Here is a 16,100-nt window from a genome sequence, read left to right as displayed (position 1 = left end):
GCGATGCGCGGCCAGGCCGGTGCGGACCGTCCGGCGACGGCCCGCACCGGGGTCCGACCGTGGTTCAGAGCCGGTGCGACACGCTGCACGAGTGGTCGTAGCCGACCGACTCGTCGAAGGTGAACTCCACCGTCGCCATCAGATCGTCGATGGACGGCGACGCGGAGAGGTCCTGCCAGATCCCGAGCGAGTGCCACTGGCCGTCCTGCTTCATCGAGTCGGGCGAGTGGATCCACCGCGTCGCCCCGCCGTTCTGCGACAGGCCGAGGTCGATGTTCGCCTTGTCGCCGTAGGGCGCACCGCCGGCGGTGATCCGGTACTCCTCCAGCGAGACGGTCGTCCTGCCCGAGGCGTCGCTCCCGTTCCAGACCAGGTGGACCTCGCCGGTCGCATGGAACAGACCACCCGTGTATGTGCAGGTGACCACGACATCTCCTCCCCGTGGGTACGAGGCCGGGGCCGGGGCCGCACCCATGAGCCCGGGGGTGACCATCGCTGCCGCGGCGGCGAGCGTGACGACTCTCCTGACGTGCTGCATAACGTTCTCCTTCGATCGTTGTGTTCCGTTCGGTCGAACGGCTTGATTCGTAGTATTGCATCTGACATTTCATATGTCAGTACCCGACTGGTGGTGAGGGTGCCCTGGGCGACATCCCGGGAGCCCGACAGCCCCGCTCGGGTAGACTCATCGGGTGCTCATGTGTGTGACGGCGAGCCATAAGAACGCCACCTTCGACCTCCTCGAACGACTCTCAGTCGGTGCCGAGGGCGTTGCCGCGCGCCTGGTCGAGCACCACGAGTGCGTCTCGGGTGCCGTCGTCGTGGCCACCTGCAACCGGTTCGAGGCGTACATCGACCTCGACGAGCCCGTCACCGCCGCCGCGTCCGTCGCCTTCGAGGCCGCCGCGGAGGCCGTCAGCGAGACCACCGGCATCCCCGCCGAGCAGCTGCGGGAGGTGTTCGACCTCAGCGTCGGCACCGCAGCAGCCGAGCACCTCTTCGCCGTGTCGGCCGGACTCGAATCCGTCGTCGTCGGTGAGGGCGAGATCGCCGGCCAGGTGCGGCGCTCCCTCGAGGCCGCTCGCGCCGGTGGCACCACCAGTTCCGAACTGGAGCGCCTGTTCCAGCGCGCGTCCCAGACCTCCCGTGGCATCAAGAACCGCACGCCGCTCGGGCGCGCCGGTCGCTCCATCGTGCGCCTCGCTCTCGACCTCGCGGAGAGCCGTATCGACGACTGGGCCACGCAACGCGTGTTGCTCGTCGGCACCGGCGCGTACGCCGGCGCGAGCCTCGCCGCCCTCCGCGACCGCGGCGTCACCGACGTCCTCGTGTACTCGCCCTCCGGCCGCGCCGAGAAGTTCGCGCGCTCGCACGAGATCGGCTGGATCGGACACGACGACCTCGCCCGCACCACCGGCGAGGTCGACATCATCGTGACCTGCACCACCGCCGAGGGCCACGTGGTCGACGCCGAACTGCTCCGCGCGGGTCGCACGGCCGTCGCCGCCGACCACCGTGCGCGAGCCGCGGCTGCCACGGACGCACCGACGCTCTCGTTGGTCACCGCGGCCGACGCACCGGCCGCACCCGAACCCACCGGGGTCTCCGCACTCGCCCACGACGTCATCACCGAAGCCGCCGCCGAGTGCCCGGTGCCGCACGCCTCGGCCCAGCTCGTCATCGACCTCGGCCTGCCGCGCAACGTCGACCCCGACGTCTCCACCGTCGCCGGTGTGGTGCTGCTCGACCTCGAGACCATCCGCATCCACGCGCCGCTCGAGGAGCTGCAGGCCACCGAGGTCGCGCGCTCCATCGTCAGCCGCGCCGCACAGAAGTTCGCAGCGGTCGGCGAGGAGCGCAGCCTCGAGCCCGCCGTCGTCGCACTCCGCAGCCACGTGCACGCACTCGTCGAGGCCGAAGTCGCCCGTGCGACCGCTCGCGGCGACGACGATGGTTCGACCGCCCGTGCACTGCGTCACCTCGCCGGAGTGCTGCTGCACGAACCGACGGTGCGCGCACGGAACCTCGCCCGCAACGGCGAGCAGGCCGCGTACACGACGGCGCTGCAGACGCTCTTCGGCATCGAGGTCCCGCAGGCACCGGCGGTCGTCGCGCCGCTCGCCGACGCCGACTCGGCCGCTTCCGCCTCCTAGGCTTCCTGGCGGTACCGGGGCTCTCGCGTCGGGCGACTCCGCTCACCGAGCCGACCTCGGCCACCGACCCGAACCCCGGTCACCGAGCCTGTCGAGGTGCGCGCGAACACGCGACCGACCATGGACGTTCCCCGTGGGCCCTTCGACAAGCTCAGGGACCGGAGAGGGTTAACCGCTCAGGGAACGGGTCAAGCACCGCCCTTCGACAAGCTCAGGGACCGGAGAGGGGTGCTGCTCAGGGACCGGAGGAGGGTCACCGCACAGGCAACGGGACGGGAGGGGCGCTGGAACGACGAACGGGCACCGGCGCGATGCCGATGCCCGTCGTGATCCGCCTGCGGAGCAGGCCGTGGATCAGTAGTCGTAGTTGTAGTCGTACGAGCTCGCGCCGGCGATCGCGCCGGCGATGATCAGGAAGTAGAAGATGATCACGATGATGCCGGCGAGGACCGACACGCCGCTCACGATGGTGCCGGCGAGGGCCAGGCCGCGGCCCTGCTCACCGGTCCGCTTGATCTGACCGAGCGCGATGATGCCGAGCACGAGGCCCACGACGCCGAACCCGACGAACGGGGCGATGAGCGAGATGATCGCCATGACGTTCGTCTTCGGGCCTGTCGGCTGCGCGTAGCCGTACGGCGCCTGGGGCTGTCCGTACGGAGCGGCGGGCTGGCCGTACGGGTTCTGCTGCTGACCGTAGGGCGCCTGCGGCTGGCCGTAGGGGTTCTGCTGCTCGCCGTAGGGCGCCTGCGGCTGACCGTACTTGGGCTGCTCGCCGTACTGCGGAGCCTGCTGGCCCGGCTGCTCACCGTAGGGCGAGGGCTGGCCGTACTGCGGAGCCTGTTCGCCGTACTGCGGAGCCTGTTCGCCGTACTGCGGAGCCGGCGGAACCTGCGATTCGCCGTAGGCCGGCTGCTGGGGGTTCTGGCTCTGACCGTATGGGTCGTTCGGCTGGCCGGAGTTCGGATCAGTCATGAAGGTGCACCTCGCGCATAGGGGTTCGACGAACGGACTCATGCTTGCAGCGTGCCGTCGCCTTGTCAACACAGGGTAACCCGCGATCCCTGATGTTCACTGGGCTCGCGCGGTGCGCACCGGAGGCGGTGGCAAGATGGACGAGGGGGTGCGGATGGACGAGGAGTCGGTGGCGGGAGCCGAGGACGTCACGCTCGCCGACGCCCCGCCGGTCGCCGAGCGGCCTGGTGCGCTGACCATCGCCGGGATCGTCGCCGTCGACTGGGTCCACTCGGTCGTCTGGCACACGCGGGCCTTCTTCAGCGGCCGAATCCCGAGGGAGTACGCCCGTGGCGACGCGAGCCGACCGGTCGTCGTCCTCATCCCCGGCGTGTACGAGACCTGGGCGTTCCTGAAGCCGGTCGCAGACCGCCTGAACGCCGACGGCTACCGGATCCGCATCGCCCGCGGCCTCGGGTACAACCGCAAACCCATCCGCGACACGGCGGCCCGCTTCGCCCGCGCACTCGGACGGCTGCCGAAGCCCGTGGCCGGGTGCGTCATCGTCGCGCACAGTAAGGGAGGGCTCGTCGGGAAGGAGCTGCTCCTCACCGAACGCGAGCGGCTGGGCCTGCTCGGGGTCGTCGCGATCTGCTCGCCGTTCTCCGGATCGGTGCTCGCGAAGTACGTCGTCGATCCGAGCCTCCGCGCGTTCCTCCCGACGGACGAGACCATCGTGGCGCTCGGGGCGCCGCACGACGTCAACGCCGACATCGTCTCGATCTACAGCACCTTCGACCCGCACGTGCCGTCCAGCAGCGTGCTACCAGGAGCGACGAACGTGCTCCTCCCGGTGCCGGGTCACTTCGTGATCCTCAGCACGGACGAGCTCAAGGACGCCGTGGAACTCGCCGTCGACGGGTTCGCCGATCGGGTGCGACCCGCGCTCGACACCGAGCGCCCGGCCGAGCAGTGAGCCGCGCAACAGAGGGCTCGAGCAGCCCACTCCCCGACATCCTCGTGTCCGCGGTCGCGATCGTCCGCGGACGGCGGGTGCTCATGGTGACGGCTCGCGGCCGCGACGTCCTCTACATGCCGGGCGGGAAGATCGACGCGGGTGAGACGCCCGCCGAGGCCGCCGTCCGGGAGGCACACGAGGAGGTCGCGGTCGAGATCGATCCCGCGCGGGTGACGCCGTTGTTCACGGTGGTCACGCAGGCGCACGGTGAGCCCGATGGCCGGCTCGTGCGGATGCACGTCTTCGCGGCCGAGACGGACGAGGCACCGACGCCCTCCGCCGAGGTGAGCGCGGTCCACTGGGTGGGCACGGAGTCACTCGACTGCTGCCCGCCCGCGGGTCGCGACGTGCTCGAGCGCCTCGCGGCGGCGGGGCTCATCGACTGAGGAGCCCCGCCGACAGGCGGATCCTGCCCTTCGACACGCTCAGGGACCGACGGGGGGTGAGCCCTTCGACAAGCTCAGGGACCGACGGGGGTGAGCCCTTCGCCAAGCTCAGGGACCGACGGGGGGTGAGCCCTTCGACAAGCTCAGGGACCGGTTGACGCTCAGGGACCGGTTGACGCTCAGGGACCGGTTGACGCTCAGGGACCGGTCGACCAGCGACCGGAGGAGCGCGACCGGCTCAGTGCACGTACTCGAGGAGGTCCTGGCCGAGGATCCGGACGGCGTCGACCACCCCGAGGCGCGTGCCGAGCTCGGTGTCGTCGTAGCTCGTGCACACAGCGTAGCTCACGGCGCCGTTCGGGCCGCGGAGGATACCCGCCTCGGCTCGCACGCCGACCCCGGAACCCGTCTTGTTGAAGAGCTGGATACCGTGGTCGGGCTCACGGTGGGCCAACGGGTCGAGCCCGAAGCCCGAGGCGACGAGCGAGAGGTCGGTGTTGAGCGACAACCAGGCCAGGACCCGGCGGCTCGTGGTCGCGTCGACGATCTCGCCCGTCGCGAGCGCCTGGAACAGCCAGGCGAGTTCGCGGGCGGAACCGACGGAGAGCTGCGGTGCGTTGTCGGGGCCGCGGTGGTCGCGGACGATGTCGAGGAGGGCCGTGCGCTTCAGCCCGATCTCCTCCGCACGGTGGCGGACGGCGTCGAGACCGATGTGGCGGAGCAGGACGTTGGTGGCGAGGTTGTCGCTCGTCGCGCCGACGAGGGCGGCGAGGTCGGCGACCGGGAGCGACGGCGCTTGGAGGTGCTGCCAGATCCCGGAGTCGGCGACGGCGTCGAGTGGCTCGCGGTCGAGGATGGTGAGCCCGCTGAAGTCGGCGTCGCCCAGGCGGGCCGCGACCTCGATGAGGAGGAGGACCTTGCCGATCGAGGCGGTGGGCACGACGACGTGGTCGTCGGCAGACATGAGCATCTCGCCGGTGGTGATGTCGTTGATCCGGAGGCTGACCTGCGCACCCGACGCGGCCAGTTCACCGAGGGCGCTGAAGCCACGGGTGAAGGGCTCGATCTGGGCGGAGGCACGGTGGCGCCCTCGACGCGCATCGCGCGAACGGCGACGTTCCGACTCGTGCACTCGTGAAGCCACGGCTGACCGAACTCCTCTGCTCCAGATGGTGATCCCGACGATCCTGCGGGTGTGGACCTGCCCCGGTCAGCCCACTCGACGGCCGTCCGACGACCCGCGCCGCGGGCCTCCGGATGTGCCGTCCACGGTATCGTAAGCGCCCTTCGCGCTGGCTGCGAATCTGGGCCCGGGAACGTCGTTCCCGGGCGCGTCGGTCCGACATCCGTCGCTTGCATCACCCGCGAATCCGGTCGGTCCACCGCCCGGATCCCGTCGGGTTCAGTGCCTGATCAACCGCGGGCGCGGGCTGGGAACTGGGTCGCGAACTTGCCGCCGCTGACGTCGATCAGCGCGCCGGTGACGTAGCCCGCCTGGTCGCTCGCGAGGAACCGCACGACGTTCGCGACGTCCTCCGGTTCCTCCCATCGGCGCACCGAGAGCGTGTCGAGGAGTTCGTCCTGCTGCGCCGTCGGCAGTTCGGCGAATCCGTTCATCGCCGTCGGCACCATGCCGGGCGCATAGGCGTTCACCGTGATGTCCCACGGCCCCAGCTCGCTCGCGAGCACCCGGGTGAGCTGGACCACCGCGGACTTCGACGCCGCGTAGGCCGCGCTGCCGACGCTCGGGATGACCGCGGCGAAGCTCGCGGCGTTGATGATGCGACCGGACCGCTGTTCCTTCAGATACGGGATGACCGCCTTCGACACCCGGAAGACGCCGCCGACGTTGACGTCGAAGCACCTCGTCCACGCGGCGTCGCTCGTCTCCTCGAGCAGTGACTGCACGTTGATCCCGGCGTTGTTCACGAGGACGTCGATCCCTCCGAGCCCGGCGGCAGCCGCCGCGACCGCACTCGACACGGAGTCCTCGGAGCGCACGTCGCATGCTATGGCGACGAGGTCGCCGTGGTGGGACGCCACGAGCGCATCGAGGGAGGAGACGTCGAGGTCGAGCACCGCCACGCGGGCCCCCTCGGCGAGGAAGGACTCCACGAGGGCGAGCCCGATCCCACGAGCGCCTCCGGTCACGATCACCCGTCGATCCGTCAGGTCCAGCAGCATCGGTGTCTCCCGTCGTCCGAGCGCAGCCGTCGACGCGTCGACCCGGTGTCGACGGCCGCGTGCGCACCAGGCGAGTAAAACATACTTATGCTCGGCCGGCTCGGTACACTGGCGTCATGACGGATCGAGTGCTCTGGGTGACGGGTGGCGGCAGCGGCATGGGACAGGCCGTGGCGGTGACTGCCGCCGAGGCGGGATGGCGCGTCGCTGTCACGGGGCGACGGCGTGAGGCGCTCCTCGAGACCGTCGAGGCCGTCACCTCCGCCGGCGGTACGGCCGTCGCCGCGGAGGCCGACGCGACGGACCCCGCTTCGCTCACCCGAGCCCACGACCGCATCGTCGCCGAGCTCGGCCCGGTCGACGACCTCGTCACCGCGGCGGGCCTGAACGCACCACGGCGTCGGTGGGACGACCAGTCGATGACGGAGTTCGCCGCGATCGTCGACACCAACCTCACCTCGGTCGCCCGGACGATCGACCTCGCGCTGCCCACCATCCGGGACGCCCAGGGACGGATCGTCGTCATCTCCTCCTTCGCCGGTTGGCGATTCTCGACGAAGGGTGGCGTCGCCTACAGCGCGAGCAAGACCGCGCTCGCCTCGCTCTGCGCGACCCTCAACGAGGAGGAGGGACTCCACGGCGTCGGCGCCACCCACCTCTGCCCAGGCGACGTCGACACCCCGTTCCTCTCCATGCGACCGCAGGTGCCGGACGCGTCGGCGCGCGAGACGATGCTCACGCCCGAGGACATCGGCCGCGCCGTGCGGTTCATCCTCGACGGCCCGCCGCACGTGCGGATCGACGAACTCGTGATCTCCCCCACGCGTCCGTCAGCACGGGCGTGAGTCGCACACCGGGGACATCGGCCTTCGAACGGACGCTCGACCGCATCGGCACCGACATCGTCGACGGCGGACTGCCCGCCGGCACGGTGTGCACGGTGGACGAACTGGTCGCCAGGGCCGGACATTCCCGCTCGGTCGTCCGGGAGGCCACCCGCGTGCTGGCCGGCCTCGGGCTCCTCGCCAGCAAGGCGCACGTCGGCCACACCGTGCAGCCGTCGTCGACCTGGGACTGGCTGCAGCCTCGGGTGCTCCGCTGGGCGCTGGCGAGCGGACGACGGGAGTCCACCATCCTCGCGATCCGCGAGCTCCGCACCGCGACCGAGCCGGAGTCGGCACGGCTCGCGGCCGAGCGACGCAGCGACGCCGACGCCCGTGAGCTCCGCCTGACGAGCGAGGCACTCCGCGCGGCGGCGGCTCGCCAGGATCCGATCGCGTTCCTCGAGGCCGACCTCCTGCTGCATCGCCTCATCCGGCGCGCGGCGGCGAACCCGATCCTCGACCGGGTCGGCGACGCCGTCGACGAGGCCCTCCGGGATCGCGTGGACCAGCTGCCCGGCGACGGCATCGACCACCACGACGCGGCGTTGCACACGGACCTCGCGTCGGCGATCGAGGCACAGGACGGCGAGCGGGCCGCCGCGACGATGCGCGTGATCATCCTCCGCACGGCCTGACGTCGGCGACGCCCGACCACCGTCCTCACACACGGTTCTCGCAGCTTCGTGAAACACGTCCGTCACGCAGGTAACGACCGTGTTGCAGTGCTGGAAAATATTTGCAAGCTTCCTGTACTTATTGAATACTGTTTCCACACCCACTGAAAACAGCAGGGATCGACCGCGGTTTCCCGGTCATCACGGATCCCGGGCCAACGACGGCTCGGACTCCCGATCCCAGAATCGAGGAGCAGCACCATGCGCAAGCGCACCCTTCCGCTGGCCGTCCTCGCCACCGCGGCACTCGGCCTCACCGCCTGTGCCGGTGGCGGTTCCGGCTCAGGCGACGTCTCGGCAGACGGCCAGACGCTCACCGTCTGGATCATGCAGGGCACCAACCCCGACTCCGAGGCCTTCTTCAAGGAGGTCGGCTCGGCCTTCAAGAAGGAGACCGGCGCCACCCTCAAGGTCGAGTACGTGCAGTGGGCCGACGCCCACGACCGCTTCGTGACGTCGATCGCCGGGAACACCACCCCCGACGTCGCCGAGACGGGCACCACCTGGACGGCCGAGTTCGCCGACGCCGGCGCCCTCGCCCCCATCGGCGACTACGTCGACAAGGCAGGCCTGAAGGACGACCTCGTCCAGGGCCTCGCCGACTCCGGCACGTACGACGGCGAGCTCTACGGCATGCCGTGGTACGCCGGCGTCCGCTCGATCGTCTACCGCACCGACGTCTTCGAGGAGCTCGGCCTCAAGGCGCCGACCACCTGGCAGGAGATCGTCGACGCCGGCACCGCGATCAAGGCCGCCAAGCCCGACATGATCCCGTTCCCCGTCCCCGGTGACGCCGAGTTCACGGCGTACCCCTGGGTCTGGGGCGCCGGCGGCGAGGTCTCCGAGCTCGACGGCGACACCTGGAAGTCGGGTCTCGCGAGCGACGACTCACGCAAGGGCATCCAGTTCTGGACCGACCTGGCCACCAAGTACGACCTCTCCTCCTCAGGCGCCACCACCTGGAAGGAGACCGACGTCCTCGACAACTTCGTGCAGGACAAGGTCGCCATGGCGATCATGGGCTCCTGGACCCCGGCGACGATCGTCGAGAAGAACCCGGAGCTCGAGGGCAAGTTCGCCGCCATCCCGATCCCGGGTGAAGACGGCGGCATGTCGCCCTCCGTGCTCGGTGGTTCGCACCTCAGCATGTTCAACACCTCGAAGAACAAGGACCTCGCGTTCCAGTTCATCGAGATGATGACCACCGGCAAGTTCGCCTCCGAGTGGGCTGAGCAGACCGGCTACTTCCCCGGCCAGACCTCGCTCCTCAGTGACTCGACCGAGAGCGAGGACCCGCTGGTGAAGCCCTTCGCCGAGCAGTTCGTCGACGGCGGCGCTTCCCTCCCCGTGACCCCGAAGTTCGGCGCGGTGCAGGCGAAGAAGACCACCAACGCGATGATCCAGGCCATCCTCTCTGGAAGCAAGTCGGTCGACCAGGCGACGACCGATGCCGCCAAGGAGATGGACGACATCATGAACGGCAAGTAGCCGATCGTGTCGACCCTCACCCCGCCCACGGTCACCCGCGAAGCCCCCGCTTCGCGGGTGGCCGGGGGCCCCTCCCCCAAGCGGCTGCACCTCCTGATGCGCACCCGCCCCTGGCTGCTGCTCGCGCCGGCGCTCCTCATCCTCGCCGTGCTCCTCCTCTGGCCGCTCATCCGCGTCGTCCTGTTCTCCCTGCAGGACTACGGCCTCCGCGAGATCGTCAGCGGCGACACCAACTTCAACGGCGGCGCGAACTACGCCGAGGTCTTCGCCGACCCGACCCTCTGGACCGTCGTCCTCCCGAACACCGTCTTCTTCGCCGCTGCGGCGGTCATCGGCACGGTCGTCCTCGGCACCCTCGTCGCCCTGCTCATGGCGAACCTCGGCTCCTTCTGGCGCACCATCGTCGGCAGCGCCATCATGGTCGCCTGGGCGATGCCCGCCGTCACCGGCACCTACGTGTGGGTCTGGATCTTCGACGCCGACCGCGGCATCGTCAACCAGACGCTCATGGGGCTCGGGCTCATGGACGAGCCCTTCAACTGGTTCACGAACCAGTTCACGTTCTACGGCATCGCGCTGCTGAACGTGATCCACCACGGCTTCCCCTTCGTGGCCATCACCGTCCTCGCCGGCCTGCTCGGCGTGTCCAAGGAGATGCTGGAAGCCGCCGAGATGGACGGGGCGGGCGCGTTCCGTCGCTTCTTCCAGATCACCTTCCCGTCGCTGCGCCAGGTGTTCTCGGTCGTGATCATCCTGTCGACCATCTGGGACTTCAAGGTGTTCGCGCAGATCTACCTCATGCCGGGTGGTTCCGGCTCGAACCGCGAGGTGTTGAACCTCGGCGTGTGGTCGTACGTGGAGTCCTTCGGTCAGAACCGCTACGGCTTCGGCTCCGCGATCGCGGTGCTGTTGACGCTCGTCCTGCTCGGCATCACGATCGTCTACATCCGCGCCCTCATGAAGGAGGACGAACTGTGACCACCCACGCTCCCGCCCCCACCACCCGTCGACAGGCTGAGGGACCGGGCTCCGACCGGTCCGCCAAGCCGCAGGTCCCGATGCACCGGAAGGCGAGCGGTCGGAAGATCCGCTCGAACACCGTCAAGGCGATCCTCGTCACCCTCCTGCTCGTGTTCACGCTGTTCCCGGCGTACTGGATGCTGTCGAGCGCGTTCGACGCGCAGGCGTCGAGCGGCGGCCAGTCCTTCTTCCCGAAGGAGCTGTCGTTCACGAACTTCGAGTCGGTGCTGACCGACGGCGGGTTCGCGGTCTTCCTCCGCAACTCCGCGATCGTCGCCGGTGCGACGGTGCTCATCTCCGCCGCCGTCGCGCTCCTGGCGTCGGTCGCGGTCGCCCGCTTCCGGTTCAAGTTCCGCACCGCGGTGCTGCTCATGATCCTCGTCGTGCAGATGGTGCCGCTCGAGGCCCTCGTGATCCCGCTGTTCGTGCAGATCCGCGACCTGCAGCTGCTCAACACGCTGCTCGGGCTCATCATCGTGTACGTCGCGCTCGCGCTGCCGTTCGGCATCTGGATGCTCCGCGGCTTCGTCGCGGCGGTGCCGGTGGAGCTCGAAGAGGCGGCGTTCCTCGACGGCGCCAGCTGGTGGCGGATGTTCCGCTCGATCATGCTCCCGCTCGTGGCCCCCGGCCTCGTCGCGACGAGCGTGTTCAGCTTCATCACGGCCTGGAACGAGTTCATCTTCGCGATGACCCTGCTCGGCGGCTCGACGGAGAACTACACGGTGGCCATCGGCCTCAAGCAGTTCTTCGGCCTGAACTCCAACGACTGGGGTTCGGTCATGGCGGCGTCGACCATCATCACGATCCCGGTCATGATCTTCTTCATCCTCGTGCAGCGCCGCCTCTCCGGCGGACTGGTGTCCGGAGCGGTGAAGGGATGATCGACCCCGACGTCGCGCGGCTCGTCCGGGGCGTCCTCTGGCCGGGGTTCCTCGGCCGGACCGCCCCGGATTGGCTGCTGCGCGAGCTGGACGGCGGCCTCGCGGGCGTCGTGTACTTCGGGCAGAACCTCTCCTCGGACCCCGCGGAGGTCGCGGCACTGTCGGCCGAACTCCGTGAGCACCGGCCCGAGATCCTCATCGGTGTCGACGAGGAAGGCGGCAACGTCTCCCGCCTCGAGGCGCAGACGGGCTCCACTCTGCCCGGGCACGCGCAGCTCGGCGCCCTCGACGACGTCGAGACGACGCACGCGGTGGGTGCGGCACTCGCCGAGCGGCTCCGTGCAGCCGGAGCGAACGTGGACCTCGGACCGGTCGCCGACGTGAACACCAACCCCGCGAACCCGGTCATCGGCGTGCGCTCGTTCGGCCCTACCGCCGACCTCGTCTCCCGCCACGTCGCCGCGATGGTCGACGGCCTGCAGACCGGCGGGGTCGCCGCCTGCGTCAAGCACTACCCCGGCCACGGCGACACGGCGAGCGACTCGCACCTGGATCTGCCCCGCATCGACCTGGACCTGGCGGAGCTCGAAGCCGAGCACCTGCCACCGTTCGACGCGGCGATCGCCGCCGGCGTCGCAAGTGTCATGACCGCCCACATCGTCGTCCCGGCGTTCGGCGACGCCCCGGCCACGCTCAACCCCATCCCACTCCGCCGGCTGCGCGAGAGCGGCTTCGACGGCGTCATCATCTCCGACGCGCTCGACATGGCCGCCATCCGTTCCACGACCGGCTCCGGGCGCGGGGCGGTCCTCGCCCTCGAGGCCGGGGTCGACCTCCTCTGCATCGGGAACCCGTCCAACCTCGGGCCGAAGCAGGGCGCGACGACCGACGAGGACGACTACCTCGAGGTGTTCGAGGCGGTCTGCGCCGCCGTCGCCGCCGGCGAGCTCGATCGAGCGATCGTCGAGCGTGCGGCCGCCCGCGTGGCCTGGCTCGCGCGGTCCGTCAGCCCGCCCCCGGTCCCCGAGCGGTCCCCGGTCCCCGAGCGGCCCCCGGTCCCCGAGCGGTCCCCGGTCCCTGAGCTTGTCGAAGGGCGCTTCGCCGACGCCATCCGCCGGATCGTCCGCGTCCGGGGCGAGATCGCCACCGCAGCCTCGTCGATCACCCTCGTCGACCTCCGCGACCGACCGACGTTCGCCGTCGCCTCGGCCCACGATCCGTTCGCCGAGTCGCTCGCCGAACGGTTCGACGTCACCCGGCTCGCAGCCGGCCCGAGCCTCCGGACACCGGATCCAGACGCCCAGGCACCTGCCTCCGACGAGCTGACCCTCCTGCTCGAGACGATCCCCGCCGACGACGGGGTCGTCCTCCTCGCGGACCGCCTCGGCGACGACACCCCGCAGCGGCTCGCGGTGGACCGCGTCGCGCTGGTCCGCCCGGACGCCGTCGTCGTGAGCGTCGGACTGCCGCTCGCCGAGGACGCCGTCCTGCCCCTGCCGGTGATCGACACGCTCGCAGCCTCCCGCGCCTCCGCCGACCGGGTCACCGAACTCCTCGCCGCGGCCTCCACCGCGGCACCGACGCACCATCTGCACGACCAGCGCCACCGGAACGGATCATGAACCACCTCGCACCACCCGTCCTCGCCATCGATCTCGGGAAGACCTCCTGCCGCGCCCGCATCACGAGCGGATCCGGCGACGACCTGACCGTCCTCGCGGAGGCCCGCGGCCACGGGGCACCGGGCCTCGCCGACCACGAGGGTGCGGAGCTGTCGGCCCGCGCAGTCCTCGAGACGGTCGCGCACCTCCCGGCGGACCTCCTCGCCGCGGTGCAGCACGTCGGGATCGGCGCCGCCGGGGTGGAGGCGGCACCGCACGAGGTCGCCGCGTTCACCGCCGAACTGCGCCTGGCGCTCGGAGCGACGATCGCCGTCGTCAACGACGCCCTGGCAGCCCACGCCGGTGCGTTCGCCGGTGGTCCCGGCACGGTGCTCATCGCCGGCACTGGCTCCGTCGTCTTCGACGTCGACGCCACCGGCGCCGTGAAGCAGATCGACGGTTGGGGTCCCTGGCTCGGAGACGAGGGCAGCGGTCGATGGATCGGGCAGCAGGGCCTCGAGGCGTGCATGCGTGCCTTCGACGGCCGCGGCCCCGCCACCACCTTGCTCGTCGACGCCGAGGCACTCATCGGGTCGATCCCCGCGCTCCCCCGCTGGGTCTCGAGCACCGGAGCCCCGGCCCGCCAGCTCGGCACCTTCGCGCCCACGGTCATCACCCGAGCCGAGGAGGGCGACGCCGTCGCCGCGGACATCGTCGACGCCGCCTGCGCCCATCTCGCCGTGAGCGCCGCCGCCGCCGGCACGGGCGCCGTGTGCGTCGTCGGCGGGATCGCCTCCCACCCCTACGTCGCCGCCCATCTCGCGACGGCCATGCACGAGGTCGGCGTCGACCTCGTCGCACCCCGCGGTGACGCGCTCGACGGAGCCAGACTCGTCGCACTCGACACCGCGATCTCCTACGACGGAAGGGTCGTGCGCGACGATGTCCACGCAGCCTGAGGGCGCCTCACCACCGGATCCTGAGCCTGTCGCGGGGCCTGGGCCGACCACCGCAGGGCCGATCTCCGACCGCGACACCATCCGCGCGGAGCTCGCCACCCTCTCGACGGAGCAGGTGAACGAGCGACACCCCGACCTCGACGCCCTCTCCACCCGGGAACTCGTCGCCGCGATGAACGAGGAGAACCGTTCCGTCCCCGACGCCATCGCGGCCGTCGAACCCGAGATCGCCGAGGCCGTCGAAGCGATCGTCGAGCGCCTCCGCCGGGGCGGACGACTCGTCTACCTGGGCGCGGGGACCGCCGGACGGATGGGCATCCTCGACGCGAGTGAGGCCCCACCCACGTTCGGGACCGACCCCGGCCTCATCGTCGGGCTCATCGCGGGTGGCCCGGGCGCCATCCAGCAGGCGGTGGAGAACGCCGAGGACCGCGACGACCTCGGTCGGGCGGATCTGGAATCGCTGTCGATCACCGCGGACGACGCCGTCGTGGGGGTCTCCGCGTCCGGCCGCACGCCCTACGTGTTGGGCGCCCTCGAGTACGCGCGCTCGATCGGTGCGATCACCATCGGCCTGTCGTGCAACGCCGGCTCCCCGCTCGCCCGGGACGCGAACATCGGCATCGAGGCGGTCGTCGGCCCGGAGCTCCTCACGGGATCGACCCGGCTGAAGGCGGGGACGGCGCAGAAGCTCGTCCTCAACATGCTGTCGACGATCACGATGGTGCGGCTCGGCAAGACGTACCGGAACCTCATGGTCGACCTCCTCACCACGAACGAGAAGCTGCGGGCGCGGGCGGAACGCACGGTCATGCTGGCGACCGACGTCGACGCCGCCACGGCCGCGAAGACGCTCGCATCCGTGGACGGCTGGGTGAAGGCCGCTATCCTCGTCCTCGTGACCGGCATCGCCGCAGATGAAGCAGTCGCCCGCCTCCGCGGTGGCGACGGCTCCCTCAGCGCGGCCATCGCAGCGCACGCCGTCGAAGACCCGACGGGGGCCGCACCGGATGTCCACTGACGCGCTGCTCGTGCTCCGCCAGGCGATCCCTCGCCTGAGCGCCGCCGAGACGCGCGTCGCCGAGACCATCATCGGCACCCCCTCGCTCGTGGTCGAGTTGACCATCACCGAACTCGCGAAGGCCTGCGGCACCTCGCAGGCGACCGTCGCGCGGTTCTGTCAGACCATCGGATACACCGGCTACCGGGAGTTCCGGGTGGCCGTCGCGACCTCCACGAGTCGCGAGCAGGCGGAGCGTGACCGGTTCGAGGTCGACGACGCCGACATCGACCCGGACGACTCGGTCGAGACGGTCGTCGCGAAGGTCGCGTACCAGGAGGTGCAGGCGATCGAGCTCACCGCCCGCTCGCTCGACCGCGACGCCCTGGACGCGGTCGTCGACGCCCTCCTCGTCGCCCCACGGATCGACATCATCGGCTTCGGGTCCTCGAACCTCACGGCGCAGGACCTCCACCAGAAGCTCTACCGGATCGGCATGCCGGCGAACACCTTCGTCGACGCCCACCTCGCGCTGCCCTCGGCCGCACTCCTCGGGCCCGGTGGGGTCGCCATCGGCATCTCGCACTCCGGGCTCACGGTCGAGACCGAGCAGGCGATGCAGCTCGCGCGGGCCGCCGGCGCGACGACCGTGTGCATCACGAACTTCCCCGACTCCCCCATCGCCAGCCGGTGCGACCTCGTCCTCGCGACGCAGGCGAGGGAGAGCCGCTACCGCTCGGGTGCGATGTCGTCGCGCATCGCCCAGCTCGCGCTCGTCGACCTGCTCTTCATCCGTGTCGCCCAGCGTCGCTACGACGCCGCAGCGGAGTCGCTCCGCGTCACCTACGAGTCGATCCAGGACCACCGCATCGACACCTGAGCGCGCTCCGCGAGAGCG

General features: G+C 70.5%; 16 protein-coding genes. 12 read left to right on the top strand and 4 right to left on the bottom strand.

Annotated elements, in window-relative coordinates:
* Nucleotides 1-64: 64 nt before the first annotated feature.
* Nucleotides 65-538, bottom strand: a complete 474-nt coding sequence (locus tag CCK91_RS17850; protein WP_086475182.1) for a hypothetical protein — start codon at nucleotides 536-538, stop codon at nucleotides 65-67.
* Nucleotides 539-692: 154 nt separating this feature from the next.
* On the opposite strand from CCK91_RS17850, the gene CCK91_RS17845 reads away from it, so the two are divergent.
* Nucleotides 693-2,153 carry a glutamyl-tRNA reductase gene (locus tag CCK91_RS17845; protein WP_086475181.1) on the top strand — a complete coding sequence of 487 codons (1,461 nt, stop codon included), beginning with the start codon at nucleotides 693-695 and terminating at the stop codon, nucleotides 2,151-2,153.
* Between the two features lie 354 nt (nucleotides 2,154-2,507).
* On the opposite strand, the gene CCK91_RS20110 is transcribed toward CCK91_RS17845, so the two are convergent.
* Entirely contained in the window at nucleotides 2,508-3,128 is a 621-nt protein-coding gene (locus CCK91_RS20110; RefSeq protein WP_086475180.1) for a DUF4190 domain-containing protein, read from the bottom strand.
* Nucleotides 3,129-3,240: 112 nt separating this feature from the next.
* Here CCK91_RS20110 and CCK91_RS17835 point away from each other — a divergent pair, with 112 nt between their 5' ends.
* Together CCK91_RS17835 and CCK91_RS17830 are read left to right on the top strand one after the other, a co-directional pair.
* The gene (locus CCK91_RS17835) at nucleotides 3,241-4,083 is read left to right on the top strand and encodes an esterase/lipase family protein (RefSeq protein ID WP_133060042.1); all 843 of its coding nucleotides are present in this window, start codon (nucleotides 3,241-3,243) and stop codon (nucleotides 4,081-4,083) included.
* Complete coding sequence (locus CCK91_RS17830) at nucleotides 4,080-4,511, top strand: NUDIX hydrolase (protein WP_242664607.1); 432 nt, start codon at nucleotides 4,080-4,082, stop codon at nucleotides 4,509-4,511. The genes CCK91_RS17835 and CCK91_RS17830 overlap by 4 nt, the downstream gene beginning before the upstream one ends.
* Before the next feature lie 238 nt (nucleotides 4,512-4,749).
* On the opposite strand, the gene CCK91_RS17825 is transcribed toward CCK91_RS17830, so the two are convergent.
* Both CCK91_RS17825 and CCK91_RS17820 read right to left on the bottom strand, forming a co-directional pair.
* Nucleotides 4,750-5,655, bottom strand: coding sequence for a serine hydrolase (locus CCK91_RS17825; RefSeq protein WP_064294922.1), 906 nt, complete (start codon nucleotides 5,653-5,655; stop codon nucleotides 4,750-4,752).
* Between the two features lie 269 nt (nucleotides 5,656-5,924).
* Complete coding sequence (locus CCK91_RS17820; RefSeq protein ID WP_086475178.1) at nucleotides 5,925-6,695, bottom strand: SDR family NAD(P)-dependent oxidoreductase; 771 nt, start codon at nucleotides 6,693-6,695, stop codon at nucleotides 5,925-5,927.
* 116 nt (nucleotides 6,696-6,811) lie between these two features.
* Between CCK91_RS17820 and CCK91_RS17815 the strand changes: the two genes are divergently transcribed.
* From CCK91_RS17815 to CCK91_RS17775, 9 genes are all read left to right on the top strand, one after another.
* The gene (locus tag CCK91_RS17815; protein WP_086475177.1) at nucleotides 6,812-7,540 is read left to right on the top strand and encodes an SDR family oxidoreductase; all 729 of its coding nucleotides are present in this window, start codon (nucleotides 6,812-6,814) and stop codon (nucleotides 7,538-7,540) included.
* The gene (locus tag CCK91_RS17810) at nucleotides 7,537-8,214 is read left to right on the top strand and encodes a FadR/GntR family transcriptional regulator (RefSeq protein ID WP_086475176.1); all 678 of its coding nucleotides are present in this window, start codon (nucleotides 7,537-7,539) and stop codon (nucleotides 8,212-8,214) included. The genes CCK91_RS17815 and CCK91_RS17810 overlap by 4 nt, the downstream gene beginning before the upstream one ends.
* A 240-nt stretch (nucleotides 8,215-8,454) precedes the next feature.
* The gene (locus tag CCK91_RS17805) at nucleotides 8,455-9,741 is read left to right on the top strand and encodes a sugar ABC transporter substrate-binding protein (RefSeq protein ID WP_086475175.1); all 1,287 of its coding nucleotides are present in this window, start codon (nucleotides 8,455-8,457) and stop codon (nucleotides 9,739-9,741) included.
* 6 nt (nucleotides 9,742-9,747) lie between these two features.
* A complete protein-coding gene (locus tag CCK91_RS17800) occupies nucleotides 9,748-10,719 on the top strand; it encodes a carbohydrate ABC transporter permease (RefSeq protein WP_369821915.1) in 972 nt (323 codons plus the stop codon).
* Nucleotides 10,720-10,799: 80 nt separating this feature from the next.
* Nucleotides 10,800-11,642 carry a carbohydrate ABC transporter permease gene (locus CCK91_RS17795; protein ID WP_079706980.1) on the top strand — a complete coding sequence of 281 codons (843 nt, stop codon included), beginning with the start codon at nucleotides 10,800-10,802 and terminating at the stop codon, nucleotides 11,640-11,642.
* A complete protein-coding gene (locus tag CCK91_RS17790) occupies nucleotides 11,639-13,264 on the top strand; it encodes a glycoside hydrolase family 3 protein (RefSeq protein WP_086475174.1) in 1,626 nt (541 codons plus the stop codon). The genes CCK91_RS17795 and CCK91_RS17790 overlap by 4 nt, the downstream gene beginning before the upstream one ends.
* Nucleotides 13,261-14,202 (top strand): N-acetylglucosamine kinase, encoded by a 942-nt coding sequence (locus tag CCK91_RS17785; protein WP_086475173.1) that lies wholly within the window; start codon nucleotides 13,261-13,263, stop codon nucleotides 14,200-14,202. The genes CCK91_RS17790 and CCK91_RS17785 overlap by 4 nt, the downstream gene beginning before the upstream one ends.
* The gene (gene murQ, locus CCK91_RS17780) at nucleotides 14,186-15,223 is read left to right on the top strand and encodes an N-acetylmuramic acid 6-phosphate etherase (protein WP_086475172.1); all 1,038 of its coding nucleotides are present in this window, start codon (nucleotides 14,186-14,188) and stop codon (nucleotides 15,221-15,223) included. Before CCK91_RS17785 ends, murQ begins: the two co-directional genes overlap by 17 nt.
* The gene (locus CCK91_RS17775; protein ID WP_085514317.1) at nucleotides 15,213-16,082 is read left to right on the top strand and encodes a MurR/RpiR family transcriptional regulator; all 870 of its coding nucleotides are present in this window, start codon (nucleotides 15,213-15,215) and stop codon (nucleotides 16,080-16,082) included. Before murQ ends, CCK91_RS17775 begins: the two co-directional genes overlap by 11 nt.
* The last annotated feature ends 18 nt before the right edge of the window (nucleotides 16,083-16,100 follow it).

This window comes from Plantibacter elymi (nom. nud.) (assembly GCF_900177795.1).
Lineage (GTDB): Bacteria > Actinomycetota > Actinomycetes > Actinomycetales > Microbacteriaceae > Plantibacter > Plantibacter elymi.
This window is presented reverse-complemented; position numbering and strand designations above follow the sequence as displayed.